The 24,214-nt window shown below is 51.3% G+C and carries 24 protein-coding genes; 11 read left to right on the forward strand and 13 right to left on the reverse strand.

Annotated features, from left to right (window positions below; all coding sequences use genetic code 11):
* Positions 1–173: 173 nt before the first annotated feature.
* The 4 genes from C3F13_11715 to C3F13_11730 form a co-directional block, all read right to left on the reverse strand.
* Positions 174–479 (reverse strand): hypothetical protein, encoded by a 306-nt coding sequence (locus C3F13_11715; GenBank protein ID PWB52189.1) that lies wholly within the window; start codon positions 477–479, stop codon positions 174–176.
* A gap of 24 nt (positions 480–503) precedes the next feature.
* Positions 504–1,517 carry a pyruvate dehydrogenase gene (locus tag C3F13_11720; GenBank protein PWB52190.1) on the reverse strand — a complete coding sequence of 338 codons (1,014 nt, stop codon included), beginning with the start codon at positions 1,515–1,517 and terminating at the stop codon, positions 504–506.
* Positions 1,514–2,581: an ABC transporter substrate-binding protein gene (locus C3F13_11725; protein ID PWB52191.1), complete on the reverse strand. Its 1,068-nt coding sequence runs from the start codon at positions 2,579–2,581 to the stop codon at positions 1,514–1,516. The genes C3F13_11720 and C3F13_11725 overlap by 4 nt, the downstream gene beginning before the upstream one ends.
* 116 nt (positions 2,582–2,697) lie before the next feature.
* Positions 2,698–4,221: a phenylalanine ammonia-lyase gene (locus C3F13_11730; GenBank protein PWB52192.1), complete on the reverse strand. Its 1,524-nt coding sequence runs from the start codon at positions 4,219–4,221 to the stop codon at positions 2,698–2,700.
* A 285-nt stretch (positions 4,222–4,506) separates the two neighbouring features.
* Between C3F13_11730 and C3F13_11735 the strand changes: the two genes are divergently transcribed.
* Genes C3F13_11735 through C3F13_11745 form a run of 3 tightly spaced genes read left to right on the forward strand, consistent with a single transcriptional unit; the run spans position 4,507 to position 7,016 of the window.
* Positions 4,507–4,896 carry a 4Fe-4S ferredoxin gene (locus C3F13_11735; GenBank protein PWB52193.1) on the forward strand — a complete coding sequence of 130 codons (390 nt, stop codon included), beginning with the start codon at positions 4,507–4,509 and terminating at the stop codon, positions 4,894–4,896.
* Between the two features lie 9 nt (positions 4,897–4,905).
* Positions 4,906–6,732 carry an aldehyde ferredoxin oxidoreductase gene (locus C3F13_11740; GenBank protein PWB52194.1) on the forward strand — a complete coding sequence of 609 codons (1,827 nt, stop codon included), beginning with the start codon at positions 4,906–4,908 and terminating at the stop codon, positions 6,730–6,732.
* 59 nt (positions 6,733–6,791) lie between these two features.
* A complete protein-coding gene (locus tag C3F13_11745) occupies positions 6,792–7,016 on the forward strand; it encodes a hypothetical protein (protein ID PWB52195.1) in 225 nt (74 codons plus the stop codon).
* Between the two features lie 12 nt (positions 7,017–7,028).
* Here the strand turns inward: C3F13_11745 and C3F13_11750 are convergent, their stop codons facing one another.
* From C3F13_11750 to C3F13_11760, 3 genes are read right to left on the reverse strand one after another with little or no spacing between them, the layout of a single operon-like run.
* Positions 7,029–8,384: a peptidase M20 gene (locus tag C3F13_11750; protein ID PWB52196.1), complete on the reverse strand. Its 1,356-nt coding sequence runs from the start codon at positions 8,382–8,384 to the stop codon at positions 7,029–7,031.
* A 29-nt stretch (positions 8,385–8,413) separates the two neighbouring features.
* The gene (locus C3F13_11755; protein PWB52197.1) at positions 8,414–9,337 is read right to left on the reverse strand and encodes an EamA family transporter; all 924 of its coding nucleotides are present in this window, start codon (positions 9,335–9,337) and stop codon (positions 8,414–8,416) included.
* Between the two features lie 37 nt (positions 9,338–9,374).
* On the reverse strand, positions 9,375–11,105 hold the full coding sequence (locus C3F13_11760; GenBank protein ID PWB52198.1) for a DNA polymerase/3'-5' exonuclease PolX: 1,731 nt from the start codon (positions 11,103–11,105) through the stop codon (positions 9,375–9,377).
* A 151-nt stretch (positions 11,106–11,256) separates the two neighbouring features.
* Between C3F13_11760 and C3F13_11765 the strand changes: the two genes are divergently transcribed.
* Positions 11,257–11,883 carry a lysine transporter LysE gene (locus C3F13_11765; GenBank protein ID PWB52199.1) on the forward strand — a complete coding sequence of 209 codons (627 nt, stop codon included), beginning with the start codon at positions 11,257–11,259 and terminating at the stop codon, positions 11,881–11,883.
* 119 nt (positions 11,884–12,002) lie between these two features.
* Here the strand turns inward: C3F13_11765 and C3F13_11770 are convergent, their stop codons facing one another.
* From C3F13_11770 to C3F13_11790, 5 genes are all read right to left on the reverse strand, one after another.
* Positions 12,003–12,557 carry a hypothetical protein gene (locus C3F13_11770; protein ID PWB52200.1) on the reverse strand — a complete coding sequence of 185 codons (555 nt, stop codon included), beginning with the start codon at positions 12,555–12,557 and terminating at the stop codon, positions 12,003–12,005.
* Positions 12,547–12,912, reverse strand: coding sequence for a hypothetical protein (locus C3F13_11775; GenBank protein ID PWB52201.1), 366 nt, complete (start codon positions 12,910–12,912; stop codon positions 12,547–12,549). The genes C3F13_11770 and C3F13_11775 overlap by 11 nt, the downstream gene beginning before the upstream one ends.
* Before the next feature lie 68 nt (positions 12,913–12,980).
* A complete protein-coding gene (locus C3F13_11780) occupies positions 12,981–13,442 on the reverse strand; it encodes a hypothetical protein (protein PWB52202.1) in 462 nt (153 codons plus the stop codon).
* Between the two features lie 28 nt (positions 13,443–13,470).
* Positions 13,471–14,559 (reverse strand): calcium/proton exchanger, encoded by a 1,089-nt coding sequence (cax, locus tag C3F13_11785; GenBank protein PWB52203.1) that lies wholly within the window; start codon positions 14,557–14,559, stop codon positions 13,471–13,473.
* Between the two features lie 26 nt (positions 14,560–14,585).
* On the reverse strand, positions 14,586–15,524 hold the full coding sequence (locus C3F13_11790) for a hypothetical protein (GenBank protein PWB52204.1): 939 nt from the start codon (positions 15,522–15,524) through the stop codon (positions 14,586–14,588).
* Between C3F13_11790 and C3F13_11795 the strand changes: the two genes are divergently transcribed.
* Together C3F13_11795 and C3F13_11800 are read left to right on the forward strand one after the other, a co-directional pair.
* Positions 15,476–16,726 (forward strand): hypothetical protein, encoded by a 1,251-nt coding sequence (locus C3F13_11795; protein ID PWB52281.1) that lies wholly within the window; start codon positions 15,476–15,478, stop codon positions 16,724–16,726. The genes C3F13_11790 and C3F13_11795 overlap by 49 nt on opposite strands.
* A 5-nt stretch (positions 16,727–16,731) precedes the next feature.
* Positions 16,732–17,400, forward strand: coding sequence for a ribulose-phosphate 3-epimerase (locus tag C3F13_11800; GenBank protein ID PWB52205.1), 669 nt, complete (start codon positions 16,732–16,734; stop codon positions 17,398–17,400).
* A gap of 54 nt (positions 17,401–17,454) precedes the next feature.
* Here the strand turns inward: C3F13_11800 and rpmB are convergent, their stop codons facing one another.
* Positions 17,455–17,637, reverse strand: coding sequence for a 50S ribosomal protein L28 (gene rpmB / locus C3F13_11805; GenBank protein PWB52206.1), 183 nt, complete (start codon positions 17,635–17,637; stop codon positions 17,455–17,457).
* 192 nt (positions 17,638–17,829) lie between these two features.
* Between rpmB and C3F13_11810 the strand changes: the two genes are divergently transcribed.
* The 5 genes from C3F13_11810 to C3F13_11830 are packed head-to-tail and all read left to right on the forward strand — an operon-like array spanning position 17,830 to position 24,180.
* Positions 17,830–18,198: an Asp23/Gls24 family envelope stress response protein gene (locus C3F13_11810; protein ID PWB52207.1), complete on the forward strand. Its 369-nt coding sequence runs from the start codon at positions 17,830–17,832 to the stop codon at positions 18,196–18,198.
* A 43-nt stretch (positions 18,199–18,241) separates the two neighbouring features.
* A complete protein-coding gene (locus C3F13_11815) occupies positions 18,242–19,924 on the forward strand; it encodes a hypothetical protein (GenBank protein PWB52208.1) in 1,683 nt (560 codons plus the stop codon).
* Between the two features lie 21 nt (positions 19,925–19,945).
* Positions 19,946–20,800, forward strand: a complete 855-nt coding sequence (locus tag C3F13_11820; protein ID PWB52209.1) for a hypothetical protein — start codon at positions 19,946–19,948, stop codon at positions 20,798–20,800.
* Position 20,801: 1 nt separating this feature from the next.
* Positions 20,802–21,632, forward strand: coding sequence for a hypothetical protein (locus tag C3F13_11825; protein ID PWB52210.1), 831 nt, complete (start codon positions 20,802–20,804; stop codon positions 21,630–21,632).
* Positions 21,633–21,654: 22 nt separating this feature from the next.
* Positions 21,655–24,180, forward strand: coding sequence for a DNA helicase RecG (locus C3F13_11830; protein PWB52211.1), 2,526 nt, complete (start codon positions 21,655–21,657; stop codon positions 24,178–24,180).
* Positions 24,181–24,214: the final 34 nt, after the last annotated feature.

Here is a 24,214-nt window from a genome sequence, read left to right on the forward strand (position 1 = left end):
CAGAAAGAATGTTACACCAACATAATAGAACCAGGATATAAGTATCCTCTCAATTTTGAAAGGAAGTATACAAGCAAGAATCTACCTTTAAAAAGAGGATGTAATTGGAAATTGAATATATCGAACCTTACCGCCCCCGAGGTTTGGTGATTTCAGTAAAAAGTTTTGGAAATCTATGTGACCTGTAATTTCTCCTGAACGCTTCGTACCTTATCTTCCATGGTCTGTTCACGATCCGTGCGTGTTCCCAATCGGATCGTTGAAGAGATGCGAGGTGCCCCCATCTCATGCACCCGTTCATGACAACGCTGTATCGCCTTAAACACATCTTCCCAATCACCCTCGATGTTCGTCCCGTAGGCGTGCAGCTGGGTCTTCAGCCCGGCCTCAGCCAGGATTTTTTCGCATTCAGCGATATATTTCGACACAGATACCCCCACCCCTATGGGGACCAGGCAGAAATCAACAATTACTTTCATATTTAACTCTCTTTTCTTTCTGTTTCAACGGCTTACCAGGTCTCTTGCCGATTGGACGATACGCTCCACGTTTGGCAAGGTCTGGTATTCCAGTGTCCTTGAAAACGGGATGGTACTCGTAGTGCAAACCCGCCCATACCGGATGCTCAAACCCGCCTCACCAATAACGGCGGCCAACTCTCCGGATAGCCCAAATTCCTGGTAATCTTCATCGACGACCAGCATCCGGCCGGTTTCTGACACAAAACCAATCACCAATTTTCTATCCAATGGAGAGATCGAGCGCAGGTCTATCACCTGAGCCGAAATTCCTTCTTGGTCAAGCAGCTTAGCTGCTTCGATGGCCCGGTGGACTGACACACCCACAGATACGATGGTGAGATCTTCTCCGGTGCGCCGTAATGTTCCCTGACCGATGGGAATAGGCTCCCATACTTTTGGTACTGCTCCGCGTACGCCCTCTGATGGGACGTCAAACTTTACATTCTTCCGGCTGCTGCCTCCCATGGAATCCAACCAGGTTTCCGATAGCAGCTTATGCTCCAGGTAGATTACCGGTCCATCATGTGCTAAAGCAGACGCCATCAATCCGCCTGCATCAAATGGCGTGGAAGGCACCAGCACCACCAAACCGGGGATGTGTGCCAGCCAACCCCACAGGCTCTGCTCATGCTGGCCTCCGTCCCCATATCCACCTCCGCAGGCGGCGCGGATAACCAAAGGCACCTTCCACTGGCCATTGGAAAACATCCCTATCTTGGCTGCCTGGTTGAAGATCGCATCCAAGGTCACCCCAATGAAATCAATCAGCATGACTTCCACCACCGGACGAAGACCACCCATGGCAGCTGCGACGGCTGCCCCGACGAAGGCTGATTCACTGATGGGTGTGGGCAAAACACGGTCGCGCCCAAAACGCACCCGCAGGTTTAATCTCAAGCCTTGTACATCCTCCCCCAGGATGATGATACGATCATCTTGGGCCATCGCCTGCATCAAGGCATCTTCGATTGCATCTTCGAAGCTCATAGTCCTCATTGTGCCCAGCCTCCCTTCGGCTCAACCGGGGTGCTTACCGAATCAACAATGGCTTTGATCTCAAAATGTACCTGCTGTTCGATCACTTCTACTCTGGCAGCATCGACTTGTACCAGCTTCTTTCTCAAAGGTGGGATCGGATCCCCTGCACCTGATCGAATTTTCCCAGCATTTTCACGGATTAGGTCGAGCATTTCCCTTAATCCTGCGGTTCGCTCCCGCAGGGGTGCGCCTCGCGATTGGGTATGGGCCTTCACCAACGGCACAGCGATCTTAATTGTCTCACCGATGGAACGATGGGCATTGCGTATCAATGGATCACCCAGGAAATGTCCCTCCAGGTGGGTGCAATGTGCCAGCAGGAATATCGGCCCACCTCCTTTCCTCAGCCTGTCGATCTCCTCATAGGCGGTCGTCCATACTTCCTCAACATCACTACCATCCACTTCAACAGCCCTGAGTCCAAAGCCGATGGCACGTTCAATCAGGTTTCCACCGGTCTGCTTGGATGTCTCGGTCATGAGCGCCAGTCCATTGTCTTTGCACACAAACAGAACAGGTAGCTTCCAGGCAGATGCCAGGTTGAACGATTCCAGCATCATTCCCTGGTTGGCTGCCCCTTCACCGAAGAAAGCCACGGAGATCTTCCCTGGTCTCAACCGCTGGTTAGCCAGCGCAAACCCCACCCCCGCTGGCCCCGATGCGCCGATGATCCCTGAAGAAGCAGCCAGGATTTCAGGGGCGAACAAGTGCATATGCCCACCCATACCACCATTGAGGCCATTCGGATTGCCAATAAACTCATTTAGCAATAATCGGGCATCCACGCCTCTTACCAGCAACGGAGCGGTAGCGCGGTGGTCAAGGGCCATGGCATCTCCATCCACCAGCTGGTCAACGATGCCAACCGCAATCGCCTCTTCCCCCATGCTCATATGCATCTCGCCGGAGATGATACCCTCATCCCAAACGCGTTTTACTTCGACTTCAAAGAAGCGGCAGCGTAGCATCTGTGTATAAAGGTGCCAGCTGTCAGGTTCAGGTTGTGTTCGATTCACGTCCATGTCTCGTCTTTCCTCCCCAATGAATACATTAATTCTCTTATTTTAATCCCAAAAGACACAAATCCTACAATTTGAGAAGGATTTGTGTCTTCAGCTTTGAGATTTACTGAGTAATTCTACTCCAGGCTCCCGATAATTTTTTCTACTTCGTCGAGGATTTCACCTGACTTGACCAGCTCCTTCATCTTGTTATGGTCTGCATGTAACGGACGGTCTTCATCCAGGTGGGATACGTGCCTCCTGATCACATCCCGGGCAGTCTGCACACCTTTTCCTGGGGAGAACTCCCTGAAGTCCAGCGCCTGGGCTGCCGCCATGAATTCGATGCCCAATACACCGTAGGCATTATCCAGGATCTGCCCGTTTTTAATGGCTGTGTTCATACCCATCGAGACGAAATCTTCCTGGTCAGCTGCGGCTGGGATGGACTGGATGCTGGCTGGCATGGAGAGGATGCGCTGTTCCACGATCATGGTATCGGCCGTATATTGGCTAAGCATCATGCCCGAAAACATCCCTGCACCTTTGGTGAGGAATTCCGGCAACCCTACACTGAGCGCCGGGTTGGTCAAACGATTCAACCTTCGCTCAGATAAAACGCATATCATGGTGATGGCCGCTCCCACCATATCCATCGGCAGGCTGACTGGTGAGCCCTGGAAATTCGCTCCCGTCAGGGTCAGCCGGTATTCCGGGAGGAAAATTGGGTTATCTCCTACGCCATTCAGCTCGATCTCCACCTGGCTCTGGGCATAATCCAGTGCGTCGTGTGCAGCACCAATCACCTGCGGTGATGAGCGCATGGAGTAAGCATCCTGGACCTTGGTTTTCATCTTGCCAGTGGTCAGATCGCTACCCTCAATGCATTTCATGATGACCCTGGCTGTCCGGACCGCACCTTTGAAGCCACGTGCCTGGTGCAAGCGTATATCATACGGTTTGAGGTTCGCCAGCAAGGCTTCCAGGCTCATGGCACATGCAATCTCCGCCTGTTTTAGCCAGCGATTCATGTCATACAGATGCAAGGCACTCATGGCGGTTAGCATGTTCGAGCCATTGATCGCCGCCAGGCCATCGCGTGCCTGCAGCCCAGGGATGGCAATCCCAGCCCTTTCCATGGCGATCCGCCCAGGCAGTCGCTCACCCTGGTAGAATGCTTCACCTTCACCCATGAGCAGCAAGGCGATCTGCGACATGGGTGCCAGGTCACCGCAGGCACCCACTGAGCCTTTCTGGCAAACCACCGGCGTCACACCTTTATTCAGCATTTCCACCAGGGTCTGGGTGATCTCCAGCCGACAGCCCGAGTTACCGTGGGCATGTACGTTGATTCTCCCGGCCATAGCCCCACGGATATTCTCCACCGGGCTAGGTTCCCCGATCCCTGCCGCGTGGTTGTAGATCAGGTAGCGCTGGAATTGCTGAACCTGGTCATCGTCCAATACTCTCTCAGAGAATTCTCCAATGCCGGTGTTCACCCCATACATGATCTCATGTTTCTTGATCTTTTCTTCAACCATCGCCCGGCAAGCTTTTATACGCTCCAGCGCTTGCGGGTGTAGCTCGACTTTTTCCCCCTCCCGCGCAATCTTCATCAGCTTCTCAAGAGTTAATCCTGTACCATCCAGGGTGATTGTCATAAATAACTCCTTTACTGAATATCCTGTATCCTCCCTGTTATACCGGAGAGTCGGATTATGGGCAAGTGATATTTGTCCGCAGTTGCCAGAGAGATTTCGTATTCTCATCAACCGGGTTAAGTTTTTACTTAAGATAACTTTCCTGGTACACATAGGATATCTGTCTCTACCCGGAATCTATAACTTGATATAATCTAATTACACCGTCTTACCACGGAGAGAATTTCATTATTTACTCCAACAACACCAATCATTATCCTGGCTGGTCCTGAAAGGAGGTCCGCTATGCGGCTATATGCCGATAGTGCTAAGTGCTCGGGGTGTCGAGCCTGTATGGTGGCTTGTTCACTCAATCTCTTTCAAGAAAGTAATCCAAAAAAAGCTTCGTTGAATCTGATCCCCCATTTCCCCGCCCCAGGTGTGTATGAGATGAAAGTATGCACCCAGTGTGGCGATTGCGCCGCGGTCTGTCCAACCGAAGCCATAAAGCTGAACGAACGTGGCGCTTATTATGTGGATTTTGCCGAGTGCAATCTCTGCGAAGCTTGCGTACCCGAATGCCCTGAGGACGTCATGTTCGTTCGTGCTGAGCTGGCTAATGCCGCCTGGAAGTGTGATCTGTGCGGTGATTGCGTCAGTGTGTGCGGCACCAGCGCATTATGGATCGACAACTAGGAGGCAGATATGAATGGCTATGGCGGAACAATCCTACGTGTAAATCTTACCGATGGAAAAATCACCAAAGAGCCCACACCTGCCCAATTGGCACGCGATTTTATCGGTGGGCGTGGTTTCGGTATATATTTCTTATTTAAAGAAGTCCCCAAACACGTTGACGCGCTTGGTCCTGAGAACAAGCTCATCATCTCCACTGGTCCTCTTTCCGGTATGCTTGCCCCTGGTGGCGGAAAATGCGATTGGACAACCAAGAGCCCCCTTACCGGAGGCTATGCCGACGCTTCCATGGGGGGTCATTTCACTGCCGAGATGAAATATGCTGGTCTGGATACAATCATCCTGGAAGGCATCAGCCCCAAGCCAGTCTACCTGTTCATCGATAACGACAAAATCCAGCTGCTCGATGCTGCAGCCTTTTGGGGCAAGGGTGCCATTGATGTAGAGGTGGAGCTCAAGCACAAATACGGAGAGGAATATCAGGTGGCTGCCATCGGACCGGGTGGTGAAAACCAGGTCCTGTACGCTTGCATTAACCATGATTATGGTCGTCAGGCCGGGCGCGGTGGTGTGGGAGCCGTCATGGGCAGCAAGAAAGTAAAAGCCATCGTCCTGCATGGCACCAAATCAGTGGTCGTCGCAGACCCCGAGAATTACCACAAGGCTGGCCTGGCGCTCTACAAAGCCTGCAAGGATGCTGAAGGCCTGGCGGAGTGGTCACGTTATGGCACCACGGTGGTGACGAGCTGGTGCAACGAGGTGGGTGCCCTGCCAACCCGCAATTTCAGTGCTGGCTCGTTTGAGGGTATTGACCAGATCAACGGGCAGGCTATGCGCAAGGAAATCGTCATCACCGACAAGGGCTGCTTCGGATGCCCCTCCCCGTGCGGTAAGTACTCCAATATGAAACGCTACAACACCCAGGTGGAAGGCCCCGAGTATGAGACGATTGGCTTGATGGGATCCAACCTGGGGATCGCCGATATCCAGGTCGTGGGCGAGGCGAATCGCCTGGCAGACGATATGGGGATTGATTCGATCAGTGCCGGTAGCTGTATCGCCTGGGCAATGGAATGCTACGAAAAAGGTATCCTGACCAAGGCAGATACGGATGGCCTCGAGCTTAAATTCGGGAATGCGGATGCTGTCTTTACGCTGATCAAGAAGATCGGCCATCGTGAAGGAAAGCTCGGCGAGCTGCTCGCTCTGGGAGTCAATCGTGCCTCTCAGCAGGTTGGCCAAGGCAGCGAGAAATTCGCCATCCATGTTAAAGGCATGGAACAGTCAGCCTATGCCACCCACAACGCCACCGCCATGTTGCTGGCATATATGACCTGTGATGTAGGCGCTCACCATAACCGCTCCTGGGCCATTACCTACGACCTGCAGGTGGGGCGTGAGAAGGTGGTACCCGAGAAAGTCGCCCGCATCATCTGGTTGCAGAATTTCCGACCGATGTTTGACGTTATGGGTTCCTGCCGATTGCAATGGGTGGAGCTTGGCATTGACCGCGACCTTTACGTCCCGCTCCTGGAAGCCATCACCGGCGTAAAGCGAACCTGGCAAGACCTGGAAGCCGTTGGGAATCGCATCTGGACCCTAACCCGCATGTATTGGCTGCGGGAGAACGATGGCTTTGATCGTCAATGGGACCTGCCATCCCCACGCTTTTATACCGAGCCTCCCAAGACCGGTGCAACAGCTGGGCAGATCACCAAATTTGAGGATGTCCAGCGCTTACTCGATATGTATTATGAACAACGCGGCTGGGATAGCCATGGTTTGCCCACCCCAGCCACACTAGACACACTCAACCTGACTGCCCTGGTGGCATAGTCAAATAAATCCGAGGTTCGAGGTCCAATAAAGACCTCGAACCTCAATTTTGGGAGTTTATGAGCGCAACCATCCGTCCACTGGGCATGTTGAAGACCTACATCGGCGATCTTAAAGAGACCTCCGTCGAAGCAGGTCGGACTGTGCGCGAGACGATCCACCATATTGGTATCAACCCCGAGCTGGTAGCTGGGGTGTTTGTAAACAACGAACAACAATCCAAGGATTATGTGGTCCAGGATGGGGATGTTATCAAGCTCCTGGCAGTTATCGGTGGTGGCTAAACCACCTGCCCCTTAATCACCTTTTACACAAAATTCATTAATTACATCCCACAGCACCGGTAAACCGCTTTCGATAAACGATACCGGCATTCGTTCGTCATGCCCATGAGCTAGCTTCAGGACAGCCATCCCAGGCGGTAGGATGCCTGGAGTGAAGCCGTATACTTTGATCCCAGCTTCCTGATACTGGCAGGCATCCGTGGCACCCGTCATCATCATCGGGATGACTAACCCCTGTGGGTCCATCTGGTGGGTGCGCTTTTCCAGCAATTTATACAATTGCGTATCTGTAGGGAATGCTGCCCCAGGGCTGGTATATACGATCTCCAGCTCAATCTTATCACCCAGGATGTGCTGAAGCTCAGCTTTTACCGTTTCTGGTGTTTGCCCTGGTACCAGTCGACAGTCTAACCCTGCCTCGGCTACCGACGGGATAACATTTACTTTGCTACCCGCCTGGAGTATGGTTGGTGAGACCGTATTGGTAACCAGAGCTCTTAGTAAGTCACCCGCTTCTCCTTTAATACGAGGTAAGAGCAAGCTGACCATCAAAGGCGAATGCAGGATCTTGATGAGAAAGCTGACGGGGAACTTCAATTGGACTGCTGCAGCATCCAGCATCTGCAATAAAGTCGGTGTAAGATGTACAGGTAAATGTCCCACACGTTTCAATTTATCAAGCGCCTGGGCCAGGAACAACACTGCGTTATCTGAGTGTGGCACGGACCCATGACCCGGTTTACCATGGGCGATCGCCCGCAACCAGCACATTGACTTTTCTGCCACCTGGATCGGATAGACCTTGTTTTTCCCAAAATAGACTGTCAGTGCCCCACCTTCTGTGAATCCATACTCCGCATCGATAAGATCACGGTGCTGAGTGACCAAGAACTTTGATCCATGATCAAACCCGGCTTCCTCGTCTGCGATGGCAGCCAGGATGATATCCCGTTTCAAAGGCACCTTCTGGCGGAATAGCTCCAGGAATACCTGCAGATACATGGCTAGAAAACCCTTCATATCCAGGGCCCCACGGCCCCATACCATCCCATCGATGATCTCGCCGCCAAACGGGTCGTGGCTCCACATGTCGCGCTCAACCGGCACCACATCCACGTGCCCGCTTAATAGCAGCGGCCGCTCAGAGCCATCCCCTTTGAGACGGGCTACCAGGTTTGCCCGGTTGGGGGCTGATTCGACGATTTTATAAGCTTCTTGAGGGAACCCTTCCTTATCCAGGATATCCTTGATAATTAAGATCGCAGGAAGCTCATTCCCGGGCGGGTTTATGGTTTGTTCTCGTAAAAGCCGCACAAGATGCGAGACAGTTTCTTCCGTTGCTTTTTTCCAATTGATGGTTTCTGACATGGTTTTGCCTCATTAATTGTTTGATGGTCTCATTCTTTTATCACCGGTGAGTAAGCTCGCAAGGAATGGATTTGGGTCAAGATCACCGCACCCAGGATCAGCCCACAGCCGACAAGCTGCACGGGCTGCATGGACTCACCCAGGAAGATAGCTCCGAAACTGGCTGCAAAGACCGCCTCCATGCTGAGCAGGATGGTTGCATCGGTTGGCGGGGAGTATTTCTGCCCCAACCCCTGCAAGGTATAGCCTACGGCGGTGGAGAGCAGCCCGATATAAAAAATTGTCCACCATCCGGAGCCCAATTCAAATGCCGGCACATTTGAATTTACCAATAAATTAATGGTTCCCGCGATAATGTACTGCCCGGCCGCGAAGGTGAGCAAATCCATATGGTGCACTGCCCGGCTAACCAGGATCAGGTGTAATGCCCATAGAACTGACCCTGCCATCACCAGGGCATCCCCAAGCGCTAAGCGCAGTGTGCCACCAGTGCTGAGCAGCAGGCTTCCGATAATGGCGATGAAAGCTCCCAGCCAGGCCAGGCGGTCAATTTTTTCTTTCCAAAATATCACCAGCAGGATGGGTACCAGCACGACATACAGGGTGGTGATGAATCCCGCGTTACCTGCTGTAGTGGTTTCCAGCCCGGCTTGCTGTAGCCCGGCAGCACCAAATAATAAGATCCCTCCCAGCAGCATAAAGGCGAATGATTTCCTATCCAGTGGGATTATGGGGGTGGATTTTTGATTTCTGTTGTATTGCCGGGATTTTTTTGCATAACGCAAGGGATTGAGCCCGCTAAAGGGTATCAGCACCAGCCCACCTAGCAAGAAACGCAATCCATTAAATGTAAATACATCAAAATACTGGGCAGCCACACGCTGTACGGCAAAGGCACTCCCCCATATCAATGCGACCAGCAGCAGCACAAGGTCAGCGCGGAAGCGGCTCATGGCTAAATTATCTCATGAAGCTGGTGATCTATCTGTGTTATCCTCGGTTTTTCAGCCAATCGATTAAACGGGTCGGACTCCAGGTATTAATTACGTCCTCAGCAGTGACCCAGCCCCGCCGTGCCGTGGCGACTCCGAAGTGCATCATCTCCATGTCCGCTTCGCTGTGGGCATCCGTGTTAATGGTCAGCTTAATCCCCATCTCGATCGCCCGCCTGGCATGCACATCGTCCAGGTCCAAACGGGAGGGATGGGCATTGATCTCCAATGCAATGCTCGCCTCCTTGGCTGCTCCCAGCACGGCCTCCATATCCAGGTCGGCCCCCTCCCGATCGGGCAGTAGCCTGCCTGTTGGATGGGGGATGATATCGACATTTGGATTTTGGATGGCTTTGACCATCCTTTCAGTCACCTTTTGACGTGGCTGGCGTAAGCTGGTGTGCAGTGCTGCAAATACGATATCCAGCTCAGCCAGTACTTCATCGGGATAATCCAGGCTGCCATCTGCCTTTATCTCCACTTCAGCACCACGCAGGATATGGATTTTGCCATCCAGCTCTTTTACTGCCTCATTGATCTCCAGGCGTTGCTTCCTGACATCCTCAGCTGTCATCCCTTGCACGATACCCAGGCTGGAGGTATGGTCAGTGATGGCCAGCAGCTTGTAACCCCTTTTGATGGCAGCCTCGGCCATCTGCTTGATGGTCAGCTTTCCATCACTCCAGGTTGTGTGAATCTGGAGATCAGCTTTTATGTCATCCAGCTCGATTAACTTAGGTAGTGTACCTTTGATAGCGGCCTGTACCTCACCTCGGTCTTCACGTATCTCAGGGGGAATAAAGGGCAAACCGAGGGTCTCGTATACCTGCGCTTCGCGTTCACAGGTGACCTCGCTGCCGTCTTTGCGCTGCAGGGAATGTTCTGACAATGAAAAACCTTTCTTTAAGGCGTATTCGCGCAGGCGCACATTGTGATCTTTCGAGCCAGTAGCATACACCAACGCCGTACCCCAATGCTCTGGCGGATGCACCCATAGCTGGGCTTGTAAGCCGTGGGTAAACTCAACACTGGATTTCGTCTCGCCTTTGCCTAATATCCGCGCTACATCTTTTCGGCTGGTAAAGGCATCCATGATTGCCCGTGAATCATTGGCTGCAGCCAGGATATCAATATCACCAACGGTTGCCCGCATCCTGCGCAGGCTTCCACCCAGCTCCACGGCTTTCACACCTGGGGCTTTGCGCAGGTAATCCATTAATTCCATGGCAAACGGCCAGGCTTTGCCGATCGGGATACGGTTCGAGCGCCTCCCCAGCGCTTCAATCCCTGCCAGCACCTTGGCTTCCGATTTTTCCCCCATCCCTGGCAGGGAACGCAACTTTCCAGCACGAGCTGCCTCTTCGAGCTGGCTTAAATTGGTGATGCCCAGCTCTTTCCAAAACATGGCTACCTTTTTCGGACCCAGGTCAGGCACTTGTAGTTCCTCTGCCAGGCTGGGTGGTACTTCCACTTCCAGTTTCTCCAAAAACCCAAGATGGCCGGTAGTGAGCAGCTCATCGATTTTCTCAGCGATAGCTTTACCCACACCATCCACCTCGGTGAGTTTCCCTTGTTTCCATACTTCATTAATATCCTGTCCCAGGTTACCCAGGCTGTCTGCTGCCTTACGGTATGCCAGGATCTTATAGATATTTTCACCCTTGATTTCCAACAGGTCAGCGATTGTTCGAAATGTATTGGCGAGTTCTTGATTGGTCATGGTTACCATCCAAAGTGTGTGTCTCTGTATGATGGGTAGGCAGTCTGAATTCTATCGTATTGCCACTTTTCACGATTCCAGAAATATAAAATACACATAATCCACCCCTTCTGCTAAAATTCTAATACTTTTATCAGCTTGTGGATAGGCTCAATTACGAATGGAAATCAATTATCTCTTGCGGGGATTGCTGATTGGCTTTTCGATTGCTGCCCCAGTTGGTCCGATCGGTATCTTGTGTATCCATCGGACACTTGCCTATGGCAGGATGTATGGCTTTCTTTCAGGCCTGGGTGCAGCCACCGCGGATGCGCTGTACGGCTGCGTGGCTGCTTTTGGGCTGTCCATCATCTCCGGTTTTCTGGTGCAACAACAGACCTGGTTGCAATTAATCGGTGGAGGTTTCTTGTGTTTTTTGGGAATCAAGACTTATTTAAAGAAGCCAGTAAAAAATAATCTCGTTGCTGAACCAGTCAGCAAGTTGAGTGCCTATGGATCGACATTTTTTCTCACCCTAACCAATCCGGTGACGATCCTGGCCTTCGCAGCCATCTTCGCCGGCTTGGGATTGGTTGGTGCTCAGGGGAATTACGTTACAGCGGGAGTGATGGTTTTAGGTGTGTTCCTGGGTTCAACTGCCTGGTGGTTAATCCTGAGCACTATCACCAGCCTGCTGAGAGACCGTATCAGCCCAACAGGGATTTTGTGGGTAAATCGGGTTTCTGGTTTGATCATCCTGGGGTTCGGGATCGCTGCCCTGGTGAGTGCATTCTCCAGAATCCTATAATCTCTTGAGATTTCTCGAGATGATTCTCGGATTACTTAACAGGTGCTTCACAGGGATTATACTTTACATAGATATTTCCCCATTCTTTGAGCATCCTGAATAGGTTGTGCTTTATCCGTTTATTGCAAATCTTTCTTTGTGTCTTCGCGATTCTCTTCGTCATCTCCCTGGCGTATGGATTGGTAAGTTAGTCCCAACAGCCAATCCTGCAGGTAAGTCTCGATATTCTCAAGCAGCTGAATTTTGCTGTTCAATGTGTTGATGAGCTCACGGCTGTCTGTTAAAACTTGCAGGCATCCGGACCTTGCTTCCTCTTCCACAATTTCTTGGCGGTCCATCAGCTCAACCAGCTGCCGTTCATCGATTTGTTGCAGCACCTGGTTGCTACCATATCCTTCAAGATTCAGACCATATCCCAATAAGATGATCGACAGTTGATTGATCACTTGGTTTAGGTCATCGTAGACCTGGGACTTACGCTTCATGGTTTCGCCCAAGATCTCTCGCAAGGCTTCCAGGCTCTGCGGCCCAGCAATCACCATCTCCTGGATTAATTCATGGATCGGTTCTGTCGAGCCATCCTCAATACAGCGAGTTAATACATCCCCTGCTTGTAGCCGGAAGTAAGCTTTTTCCACAATCGTATAAACGGACGATGGTGCCTTATTGCCCATAGATCTTCATTTCCTGGCAGATAGGGCAGGGGCATAAAGCTCTCAGGTAATGCCAGTTGTAGATACCAAATCGATGACCATCCTCCCACTTAATCGTTACCCCGTAAGACCCCACACCTTCTATTGTTGCCAGACGGGTCGCGGGTGTATCTTCTATGGGCATGTAAAAGACTTCGTTCGGAGGTTCTTCACTCATCTTGTCATGCCCACCGCGGCACACCTCACACGGGCAGGCATAGCGAACGAGCGCAAAAGGATACACGCTGATATGGCCATCATTCCACTCAACACTGATGTGCTTGTTTTTCTTGTCAGCTGTAATCCCAACAGGGTGTAGGGAATCCATATATTCCATATCATTATTAATATATAACGGATTTTCAATTCATGCAAATGTGTGGGATGAATCTGTTTTAATTTCTCTCAGGGATTTTGCACAACAGCCAGGTAATTCGCTACTCCCCATCCAGCTGCATTTTCGCTATATGGATCTTGAAGGTACCACCATATATATCCATCTGCTTCTACAGGACCATCTTTTACTATGAAGACCTCAGATTCCAATGCAATAAAGCGTACTTTGCTGGCTACGCTTGCTGATTCGTGCAGTCGTAAGCCATCGCCACCCGTCCCGCTCACTTGCACGTAGTTGCCAAGCGAAATATTAGCAGACGCAGTAGGCTCCAGACCGGGTGTTATAACAGATGTTGGTGTCTGCTTGGGTGCGATGGGTGTCGGCGTGGGTGCTTCGATCACCTTCAGGATTGCAGTCGCCGGGACGGGATTGCTGTCGGTCGCTTTCGCCGCCCATAGCGCGGCCACGAAGAAAGCGAACACAAGCAGGGCAAAGACGATCCCCCCCAGGATCACTTTAAGATTAAGCAAGACCCTCAATGACTTCATCAAGGAACCCTTATACAGGCATCAGGAAAAATGTCAATGCAAGGATAAGGTAGATCGCCAGAAGCTCAGCACCTTCCAGCCAGTTGGATTCACCATCTGCTGAAACGAGGGCCGCGATCAACACACCTGCAATCAAAGCGATCAGCTCGAGCTGGTTAAAAACCAGGGTCAATGGATTATTGAGGATTAAGCTGATAAATACCAATAACGGCGCCACAAAGAGGGCAATCTGCAGGCTGGATGCAATGGCAATCTCAACGCTGAGTGTCATCTTATTCTTAATCGCCATCTGCACTGCGACGATGTGCTCTGCAACATTGCCGATTATGGGGATGAAAATTAATCCTATAAAAAACTCTGAAATGCCCAGGGTGCTCACCACTGGTTCAATCACGCCAACCAGTACTTCTGACATGTATGCCACCCCAACAGTCGCTACAGCCAGGATAATAATGGCGGTTCTCAGGGACCATTTCCGTGGGGCAGCCCCATGGCTGGTTTCTTCTTCGACCATGGGCCCACCAACTGTTTTATAACTGTAAATCAACCCCAGGGCATACAATAGAATCATCACCGCAGCCACGCCCAGGCTGAGGGTCTCCACTCTTGGCTCTGGGGTATCGATATTTCCCAAATAATGGCTCAACAAGGAAGGGATCAGGAGGATGATCACCGAGAGCACAAGCATGATCGCGTTACTGCTGGCTTGTTTTCGGTTGAAGGTTTGCGTACCATGTTTCAGTCCACCAAATAGCATAGACATGCCAAGTACCAACAACAAATTACCCAGGATAGAGCCCGTGATGGAGGCTTTAACCAGCTCAAGGTAACCTGCTTTTATGGCCGTTATGGTGATGATCAGCTCAGCTGCATTTCCCAAGGTCGCATTCAGTAAGCCACCTATCCTGGGGTTGGTATGGAACGCCAGCACTTCGGTTGCTGACCCAATGTAACCTGCCAGAGGGATTATCGCAATCGCTGACAGGGCAAACACAGCAGTGGGTGACCAATGGAGTATCTCCCCAAGTACAGCAAAGGGCAATGCCAGGAGTAAGATCGCGATCGGGTTTTCTCGAATAAAGGCTGTCAGCTTTTTCATATGTCAACTACTTCTTATAGATTCGGTTAATTGAATAATTTCCTCGGGGTCTGTTCAGGAACCAGGATCTTCAATCGCTTCGGAATTACCTTGATCTCGACTGAATGTTCTTCACAAGCCAACGGTTCAGCATCAATCTGTATATACATGCGCGAGTCTGACCCGATCGTCAGGGTAGTAAATGGAATATTACGCACCTTTTCAGAATCCACATGTCTTCCAGCGTACAAGTCCCATGCCCGCTGTATCGTATCGCCCAGATTATCGCCTTCGAATAACCATAGATCCATGATCCCATCATCCAACAAAGCATCTGGTGAGACTTTTGCCAACCCTCCCGCATATAGGTGGATGTTGCTGATCAACGCTAGAAGGTAATGGCCGCTCATATTCAGGTGGTCTGCTGAGATATTTAGATTGACACCATGCCACACGCTGGCATGCCAGGCTGCGGAAGCCGCATACATGGTGTTAGCAAATAACTTTTCTCCCCTCGGGCGGGGCTCAATATGGTGAATTGCAAATGCGTCCAGTCCGACACCCGCCCACATTACAAACGGGATACCTGCGCACACCCCGATATCCGCTTCGCGCACGCTTGCCTTCGAAAGCCGGCGTGCACTTTCTTCCAGGGCCATCAAGCGCGTCCAGGTGATGCCAGGCAGTCCAAGTTCCTGGGCTAATACATTCGCTGTACCCGCTGGTAAAACCCCCAGTGCAGTATCACTACCAACCAGCCCGCGCATCGCCAGGTTGACTGTACCGTCACCACCAACAGCAAAAAAAGCATCCTTGCCTTCTGAGGCTGCCTGCTGTGCTAGCCTGGTGACGTGTTTAGGACCGTCTGCCATGGTCAGATGGATGATCCAGCCATTCTCATGCAAGACTTTTATGGCACGTTCAACTAGCAATCGTGATGGAAACCGGCCTGCATTGGGATTGTAGACCATGTCGGCGAAGCGCATCCAATCATTTTACCCGAATTTTCAATATCATTCATATTCGTGCTAGAATTATCGCCAGTATGAGTAATCTTGGACTCTTAAATAATCGTTATCAAATTGAAGGGCGGATTGGCTCGGGTGGTATGGCGGAAGTCTATCGCGCTCGCGACCTCATGCTGGAGCGTGCCGTAGCCATCAAACTGCTGCGCGAAGATTTTACTCACGACCTTGCTTTTCGCGAGCGTTTCAAGCAAGAAGCCAAGGCGGCCGCCAGTCTCTCTCATCCTAACATTGTGACCATCCATGATTTTGGGTTTGATGAACAGCAAGTATTTATCGTCATGGAATACATCCCTGGCACCGATTTGAAGTCAATCTTGGAAAGCCGGGGGATCTTGAGTGTAGAGGAAACCTTTCACCTCATCATCCAGGCCTGTGCAGGCATTGGTTATGCACATCGTGCAGGGTTAGTACACTGTGACGTAAAACCCCACAATATGATCGTCACACCTGACCAAAGGCTCAAAGTCACTGATTTTGGTATTGCCCGCGCCCTGGCATCCATCCAATCCCAGGAAGTGAATAATGTAGTCTGGGGATCGCCCCAGTATTTTTCTCCAGAGCAGGCAGCTGGTCGGCCGCCATCCCCTGCTTCCGACGTGTATGGGTTGGGGGTGGTCTTGTATGAAATGCTCACTGGCCGGCTGCCTTTCACCGCGGGCACCGCAGCAGAGCTTTCACGCATGCACCGCACTGCTGCTCCCACTCCGCCGATTGAATATAATCCTCTCATCCCTCCCAGCCTGGAGCAAGCCTGCCTTAAAGTCCTCTCGAAGGAACCTTCTTCACGCTATCGCACAGCCGATCAATTTGGCAGGGTACTGATTTCTTTACGCAATTCTCTGCAGGCATCACAGGCGGAAGTCGCGCCGACTGCAATAAATATTTCCTATGAAAGTGCACCTCAACCCGTCCTGCCTCGTAAATCGATATCAAGGACGCAGCCAACACCTGTCCCGCAACCCGATCCACAGCCTAGTTGGGAGCCTTCCTCTTCAGCATATGAGCCCACCCAAGCGCCCAAATATCCTTCAGGTACCCGGAATGCCTTGGATATCGATTGGGGAACCTGGGCTTTGGTGGTATTAATGGTCATTAGCCTGGGAGGCCTGATTCCATTTTGGGTATGGATTTACTTTTTATATAATCCACCGGGAAAGTGATCCTCATGAACCCTCCCTACCTGCTTGCGGCCTCAATCCTTTCCGCCGACTTTACCCAGCTCGGGCAGCAAATCGCACAAGCTGAACAGGCTGGTGCTGATTGGATCCATGTGGATGTGATGGATGGCCATTTCGTCCCCAACCTGACCATGGGGCCATTTATCGTAAAAGCATGCCGTAAGGCTACTTCGCTCCCCTTGGACGTCCATCTGATGGTTGAAAATCCCGACCAGTTCCTCGAGGCATTTGCTCAGGCAGGAGCAACGAACCTCAGTGTGCATGTTGAAACCTGCCCAAACTTGCACCGTACTTTACAAGCCATCCATGAGTTGGGGTGCAAAGCAGGAGTGGTGCTTAACCCAGCCACACCTGTAAGCCTGATCGAGACAGTCCTACCGATGATCGACCTGGTTTTGGTGATGAGCGTCGATCCGGGTTACTCAGGGCAGGCATTCCTACCCGAAGTATTGCCAAAGCTGGTCAATCTGGATGAAATTCTCAGGCGGGTCAATCCAACAGCTTATCTCGAGATCGATGGTGGGATAAACGCCGATACCCTGCCCCTGGCACTGAAAGCCGGGGCCAATGTTTTTGTGGCTGCCCATGCCATCTTTGATTACCCAACAGGGATCGCGGCTGGCATCCAACGCTTACGTACCCAATTCCAGAGTTAAAAAAAACAGTCACGGTCTGCACCGTGACTGTGTAAATCAGCGATCAATAATTTTTCAGGATGTTTTTACCAATGTGCGCAGGCATTTAGCACATAATACTTTGCGAACTTTTCTTCCATCCTCATAAACCGTCACAGATTGCAGGTTGGGACGAAAAGAACGCCGGGTGCTTTTATTCGACCATGGACGGTTCCGTCCAAAGGTAGTTGTTTTACCGCAGTGAGCACACTTTGCCATAGTTCACATCCTTTTCTGGTGCATTCGCCCGGGGGCCAGGTTAGGGCACTGGTCAAAAAAACTGCTTACGTATATAATGAAATTCACGCTATAATTACGTCTCAATTTAGGACTTGTCTTAAGCCCGCCAAGTTTACCACAGTTTGGATTTGATTACAAGCCAAAAAATTACCAAGATTGGGATTTTATCATATGAGGCCTGTTATGACAAATGAGAATACTCCCCTGGGACGAGTCACTGTATCTACTCGCGCCATCGCCACAATTGCCTACCAGGCTGCCAGGCAGTCTTACGGTGTTGTCGGTCTAACTTCCAAGAACCTCATGGAAGGGATCACCCAGGTCATCGTTAAAGACCCTACCCATGGGATTGAAGTAAAACACGATGATCAGAAAATCACCATTGATATCTATGTGATTATTGAATATGGCACGCGTGTGAAAGCGGTGGCAAATAGCGTCAGTAACACGATTAAATTTAATGTAGAAAAGGCCTTGGGAATGCCGGTTGACGAGGTCAACGTCCACGTACGCGGATTACGTGTCAGTGACACGGATTAGGTTTCCATCACTCTTATAGGTGCCATTCCCAGGAGCTCTTATTATGGATCTTGACCAAGACGTCCAAATATCGAAACAAACTTACCCCAACCAAAAATATCCCGTCGATGGGCAGGTATTTAAATTATTGATCGAATCCAGCCTGGCGTGGTTACGCACGAACCAGCAGGCTGTCAACGTGTTAAATGTATTCCCGGTTCCTGATGGTGATACAGGGACAAATATGGTCCTCACCATGCAGGCTGCCTGGGATGAAATCGCCAATTCCGCCGAGCATAATATTGGAAAGCTCGCCCACCAGGTGGCGCATGGTGCTTTGATGGGCGCGCGAGGAAATTCCGGCGTCATCCTTTCACAGCTGTGGCGTGGTTTCGCTCGTGCCCTCGATAACCTTGAGACCCTGGACGGCAACTTACTGGTTGCTGCACTCCACCAGGGTCGCAATACGGCTTACAAGGGTGTTGTTCGACCTGTCGAGGGTACGATTCTGACCGTGGCAAAAGACATCACCTCTGAGGGTGAAAGATCACTCGCGGACACCCAGGATCCATACGATATCCTAGAACGGATCGTGAGTGCCGCTGACGCTTCAGTTCTCCGCACGCCTGACTTACTGCCTGTCTTAAAGGACGCTGGAGTTGTTGATGCAGGTGGGAAAGGATTATTTATCATCCTTGAGGGCATGCTACGCTATATAAAAGGTTTACCATTGGATGTTGCCATTGCCACAGTTCAACCATTAGCCGCGATGAATTTAGAGAACACGCTGGATAGTCTTGAACCAGGCCAGGATTTTGAAGTTGTGGTGGATTTTCACCCTCACCAGGAATTAAATATCCCCAAGTTTTACGAGGATCTGCAGCAGATCGGCACATCTATCCAGCTTGGCGAAGGAGATGGCATCTACCGTATGCACATCCATGTCCCGGCGGAAAAACTCTACGAGCCGATCGAATATACCAACTCTCTGGGCGTGGTGACGAAAGCAGCTATTGAAAATCTGCGCGCCCAGATGGATGACATTGAGCATCAACGCTCAAGCTCACTCCCGCTTACCCCGGTAGAACCCGGACAGATCGCCACTATCGCGGTTGCTCCTGGTCCGGGGATTGCCCGGGTGTTTGCTTCGCTGGGGGTTTCAGCAATTGTCGAAGGTGGCCAGACGATGAATCCCTCCACGCAGGAGATACTCAACGCTTTTGAGAATCTTCCTACCGATCAGGTCATTATCCTGCCCAATAATAAGAATATCGTCCTGGCCGCTCAAGCAGCTGCCCAGCTGACTGTGAAAAAGGTCTCTGTCATACCAAGTCGTTCAGTACCCCAAGGCATGGCAGCAATGATGCGTCTTATCCCCACGGGTGACATAAAAGACGTCACCGCTGACATGAATGCTGCATTGAATGATGTCGAGACTGGTGAGATCACCACCGCTACCCGCAGCGTGGAAATCGATGGGGTGGATGTACTGGAAGGACAAATCATCTGCTTACTTAATGGAAAATTGGTCCTTGCTGCTGATAACCTTAAGGCTGCCACGATGGGGTTATTGAAAAAAGCCCATGCGGATCATTTTGAGCTAATTACCCTGTTTTATGGGGCTGGGGTATCACGCAAGGAAGTGGATGCGATCGTTGATTCCATCCGTAAGAAGTATCCCCGGCAGGAAATCGAAGTCCAGGATGGTGGTCAGCCGCATTACCAGTTTATCCTCTCGATCGAATAAGCCCTGCCCGTCAATTGTTCTATGCCGAGAACCTGCATCATCACCGATAGCACAGCATATTTCACTAAACCGGCGTTTGCAGGTCAGGAGCATATCACCATTCTTCCCCACCTCATTCAAGTCAACGGTCAAAGTCTGCCAGACTGCCGTGATCTGTCTATCTATCACCATTCACTGGATAGCAATCATCCTCCGGTTGCACTTCCTCCCTCCGTTGAAGTCTTCCAGGCAGCCTATAACTCTCTTGGGATGAAGTATAAAGAAATCGTGGTCATTTTACTTTCATCCCATTTGAGCCAGGCTCATATCAACGCCGGACTGGCTGCCAAAACTGCCAGGAGCCCAGCCAATATTTTCATCATTGATTCCTTGAATACGGCCATTGGTTTAGGCATTCTCGTACAGGCAGCTGCAGAGTATACGCACCGAGGTTTTTCCGGTGTGGAAATAAATCGCCTGGTGCGGGGCATGATCAATCATATCTACTCTGTTTTCTGCCTGCCCGATCTATTTCACCTGCATCGTTCAGGGCAGATCGATCCTGCCCAGGCTATCGTTGGGGAAATGTTGGGTGTGATCCCATTTTTCACCCTTGAAAACGGCCGGCTGGTCCACACGCAGAAAATTCGTAGCCCACGCCACCTGGTGGATATCATGTATGAATTCGTGGCGGAATTCGAAAACCTCAAGTACCTGGCTTTACTACAAGGCATTACTACCTACGAGCAGGAAAGTCGGAACTTGCGTGACCGCATCAGCCAAAATGTTCGCACGACGCCCTTGTGTGAGTACAGCTTAAGTCTGGCCCTGGCTACAATTCTTGGCCCGCACGGGATAGGCCTGGTAGCCGTAGAAAACATTCCCAGGGAGTCTTGAGGTGAAAATCGCCATTGTCACTGACAGCACATCCGACGTCTCTCCCCAGCTTGCTGAAGAGTATGATATCTCCGTCATCCCGGCAATATTGATGGTAAATGGCCACAGCTATGAAGATGGCATCGGCATCTCGCGTGATGAGCTATATGATAAGCTACCTAATATGAAAACGCCTCCTACCACCGGTGCTCCATCTATTGCTGCCTTTGTACAGGTGTATGATGGCTTGCTGAACAGAGGCGCTGACCAGGTGATCTCCATCCAGGTATCAAGTACGCTGAGCAGTATGTTTAACAATGCAGTGACGGCTGCCAAAGCTTTCGGAAAGCGTGTACATGTCATCGATTCCCGCCAGGTGACACTCGGATTGGGTTTCCAGGTCTTAGCTGCGGCACAGGCTGCCAAAGCCGGCCAAACCCTGGCAGAGATACAGAAGGTGATCCTCGACATCCGCACTCGTATCCATCTGGTGGCTATGCTTGATACCCTTGAGTATGCCTACCGCAGCGGACGCGTCTCGTGGGCACGCTCAAACATAGGCACCTTTTTTCGCATCAAACCATTCGTAAGCGTGGTGGATGGGGATGTACTGCGCATGGGTGAGACACGTACGCGCCAGAAAGGCATTGAACGATTATATAAAATGCTTTCTGACCTGGGGCCGCTGGATAGGCTAGCTGTCTTGCATACCAATGCAGAAACAGACGCACTAGAAGCAGTCGAGCACTTTAAATCAATCGTAAAACAACACCCTCTCATCGTCAATGTCACTTCCCTGATTGGGGTGCATGTGGGTCCAAATGGCTTAGGGTTTGTCGCTGTGACCGAATGACCAGCGTTCAGAAGACCTGCTGATGGTAAAATTACCATCAATGAGACCGTCCCTCCAAAAATTAAAGAAATTTATCCTGCTCGAAGCTCAGCATAATTACGATAATCGATCAGTCATCGGTGGGTTTGAGCGCATGGTGGAGCCCTGGGTTGCCGAAGCACTGGCTGATAACCTGCCGACTGAGTTGATCACTGTTGTCCGTAATCGCCTGCACGATTATGCCAGCCTGTCCCCCAAATCACGTTATGACACCCTCTGCGGTCTTTGGAATCGGCTCCAGCGCGAGACTCAAGAGACCCTCCCAGCACTGCCTCTGCCGGTTGAGCAGTCACCTGCACCTGCCTCCGCTGAAGCTGCCAGACATTCATTATCGCACCGGAAACCACCCCAGCTTCCCAGCCAACCAGCAGAAGTTCAGGTTTCCCCAGCGAAGCCACCTTCACAACCAGCTGCTCTTTCAGCACCCACGACGGTTTTACCAGGTGTCGGTCCGAAGCATGCCCAAACATTGAAACGCCTCGGCTTGTACACACTTGGGGACATGTTATATAACTTTCCTCGCCGGTATGATGACTACACGCAGCTGAAACCGATCCGCCGCCTGGTTTATGGCGAGGATGTTACTGTGATCGGAACGATCGTATCGATCAACTCCCACCCGATTCACGGTGGGCACTCTCAGATCACCGAAGCGATACTCTCCGATGGTACAGGAGCCTTACGCCTAACCTGGTTCGGCCGGTATACAGTCGCCAGCCGGCTTAATCCCGGCTCGCAGGTGGTCATCTCGGGAAAAACCGACCAGTATCTCGGACGACTGGTCATGACCAATCCTGAATGTGAGCCGCTCGAGCAGAAGAACCTACATACCAATCGCATTGTTCCAGTCTACTCTCTCACCGCAAATATCGCCCAGCGTTGGTTACGCCGTTTAATGTACGATGTAGTCACCTATTGGTCTCCACGGGTCGCCGATCCATTAACTGATTCCACCCGTCAGTTGGAGCAACTGCTGGACCTGCCCAGCGCCTTGTTGCAGGCCCATTTCCCCAGTACGGCAGACCAGTTAAGGGCGGCGCGTTACCGTTTAGCATTCGACGAGATCCTCATGTTACAGCTTGGTGTGCTCAGCCAGAAGCGCAATTGGCAAAACCGCTCCGCCCGGGTCTATGAGATATCCGATGCATGGCTAGAAACCCAAGTAGCATGTTTACCTTACCAGCTCACCGCTGCGCAGGAAAAAGCTCTGCTGGATGTCCGCACTGACCTTGCTTCGGGGCACCCAATGAACCGCCTGCTGCAGGGTGATGTTGGCTCAGGCAAGACAGTCATCGCAGCTTTGGGGATGGCGATCATCGCTCAGCACAGCGCACAATCCGCCATGCTTGCACCCACGAGCATCCTGGCAGAGCAGCATTACAGAAACATGCTTGGAATGCTGGCTGGAAATGGTAGACTCTCGACCGATTCCAATAATGACATTGAATACCCCGTGAAACCAGAAGAGATTCGCCTCTTGATCGGCTCTACCCCCGAAACTGAGAAGCAGGAAATCCGTGAAGGTTTAGCTAAAGGTTCCATTAAGCTTATCGTGGGAACGCATGCCTTGTTGGAAGAACCTGTGCTATTTGCCAACTTGCAACTGGCAGTGATTGATGAGCAGCATCGCTTTGGGGTCGAGCAGCGCTCCATCCTGCGTAACAAGGGTGAAAATCCCCACCTGCTCGTAATGACCGCTACACCTATACCCCGATCACTGGCCCTGACCGTATATGGCGACCTTGATCTCACGGTACTGGACGAAATGCCACCTGGACGGTTGCCTATTGAGACACAGGTTTTTTATCCTCGCGAGCGTGAGCGTGCGTACGTCTTCATCCGAAAACAGATCGAAGAAGGACATCAGGTCTTCATTATCTACCCTTTGGTTGAGGAAAACGAGACCAGTGAGGCTTTGGCTGCTGTTGAAGAGCAGAGCCGCTTGCAAAAGGAAGTATTCACCGATTACACCCTGGGCTTGCTGCATGGCCGGATGAAGCCGGATGAAAAAGATGACACCATGGCCAGGTTCTGCAGCGGTGAGATCCAGATATTGGTCTCCACTTCGGTCGTGGAAGTTGGGGTAGACATCCCCAATGCCACCGTGATGTTGATTGAAGGGGCCAACCGGTTTGGTCTTTCACAGCTGCACCAATTTCGAGGCCGGGTTGGTCGCAGCCAGTTCCAGTCTTTCTGTATCCTGATCCCCGATACTCCAGATGCGGCGGAGAACGAGCGCCTGGCTGCCATGGTCGAGACGAATGACGGCTTTGTGCTCGCCCAGCGTGATCTGGAGCAGCGTGGACCTGGTGAATTCCTCGGCACACGCCAATCCGGCTATTCTGAGCTGCGCTTGGCCAACCTGACCGATGTGCATCTGATCGAAAAAGCCAGGCGTTGTGCTCAGTCAATCTTCGAAAGCGACCCGGAGTTAACCAATCCAGACCACCTGCTCCTGGCCCAATCCGTAAAGCTTTTTTGGAGCCAGGGTCAAGGGGACATCAGCTAGGTAAGGTGGGCAACTCATAATAAAGGAGAATTAC

The sequence above is a fragment of the Anaerolineales bacterium genome (assembly GCA_003105035.1).
In the GTDB taxonomy this organism is placed as follows: domain Bacteria; phylum Chloroflexota; class Anaerolineae; order Anaerolineales; family UBA4823; genus FEB-25.

What these genes read in the sequence shown, in the direction of transcription:
- C3F13_11800 (PWB52205.1), top strand. Translation starts at nt 16,732, where the DNA reads ATGAACCCTCCCTACCTGCTTGCGGCCTCAATCCTTTCCGCCGACTTT.
- C3F13_11790 (PWB52204.1), bottom strand. Translation starts at nt 15,524, where the DNA reads ATGCGCTTCGCCGACATGGTCTACAATCCCAATGCAGGCCGGTTTCCA.
- rpmB (PWB52206.1), bottom strand. Translation starts at nt 17,637, where the DNA reads ATGGCAAAGTGTGCTCACTGCGGTAAAACAACTACCTTTGGACGGAAC.
- C3F13_11830 (PWB52211.1), top strand. Translation starts at nt 21,655, where the DNA reads ATGGTAAAATTACCATCAATGAGACCGTCCCTCCAAAAATTAAAGAAA.
- C3F13_11740 (PWB52194.1), top strand. Translation starts at nt 4,906, where the DNA reads ATGAATGGCTATGGCGGAACAATCCTACGTGTAAATCTTACCGATGGA.
- C3F13_11770 (PWB52200.1), bottom strand. Translation starts at nt 12,557, where the DNA reads ATGGGCAATAAGGCACCATCGTCCGTTTATACGATTGTGGAAAAAGCT.
- C3F13_11720 (PWB52190.1), bottom strand. Translation starts at nt 1,517, where the DNA reads ATGAGGACTATGAGCTTCGAAGATGCAATCGAAGATGCCTTGATGCAG.
- C3F13_11725 (PWB52191.1), bottom strand. Translation starts at nt 2,581, where the DNA reads ATGGACGTGAATCGAACACAACCTGAACCTGACAGCTGGCACCTTTAT.
- C3F13_11765 (PWB52199.1), top strand. Translation starts at nt 11,257, where the DNA reads ATGGAAATCAATTATCTCTTGCGGGGATTGCTGATTGGCTTTTCGATT.
- C3F13_11820 (PWB52209.1), top strand. Translation starts at nt 19,946, where the DNA reads ATGCCGAGAACCTGCATCATCACCGATAGCACAGCATATTTCACTAAA.
- cax (PWB52203.1), bottom strand. Translation starts at nt 14,559, where the DNA reads ATGAAAAAGCTGACAGCCTTTATTCGAGAAAACCCGATCGCGATCTTA.
- C3F13_11815 (PWB52208.1), top strand. Translation starts at nt 18,242, where the DNA reads ATGGATCTTGACCAAGACGTCCAAATATCGAAACAAACTTACCCCAAC.
- C3F13_11730 (PWB52192.1), bottom strand. Translation starts at nt 4,221, where the DNA reads ATGACAATCACCCTGGATGGTACAGGATTAACTCTTGAGAAGCTGATG.
- C3F13_11715 (PWB52189.1), bottom strand. Translation starts at nt 479, where the DNA reads ATGAAAGTAATTGTTGATTTCTGCCTGGTCCCCATAGGGGTGGGGGTA.
- C3F13_11795 (PWB52281.1), top strand. Translation starts at nt 15,476, where the DNA reads ATGGAAACCGGCCTGCATTGGGATTGTAGACCATGTCGGCGAAGCGCA.
- C3F13_11745 (PWB52195.1), top strand. Translation starts at nt 6,792, where the DNA reads ATGAGCGCAACCATCCGTCCACTGGGCATGTTGAAGACCTACATCGGC.
- C3F13_11760 (PWB52198.1), bottom strand. Translation starts at nt 11,105, where the DNA reads ATGGTAACCATGACCAATCAAGAACTCGCCAATACATTTCGAACAATC.
- C3F13_11735 (PWB52193.1), top strand. Translation starts at nt 4,507, where the DNA reads ATGCGGCTATATGCCGATAGTGCTAAGTGCTCGGGGTGTCGAGCCTGT.
- C3F13_11755 (PWB52197.1), bottom strand. Translation starts at nt 9,337, where the DNA reads ATGAGCCGCTTCCGCGCTGACCTTGTGCTGCTGCTGGTCGCATTGATA.
- C3F13_11775 (PWB52201.1), bottom strand. Translation starts at nt 12,912, where the DNA reads ATGGAATATATGGATTCCCTACACCCTGTTGGGATTACAGCTGACAAG.
- C3F13_11750 (PWB52196.1), bottom strand. Translation starts at nt 8,384, where the DNA reads ATGTCAGAAACCATCAATTGGAAAAAAGCAACGGAAGAAACTGTCTCG.
- C3F13_11810 (PWB52207.1), top strand. Translation starts at nt 17,830, where the DNA reads ATGAGGCCTGTTATGACAAATGAGAATACTCCCCTGGGACGAGTCACT.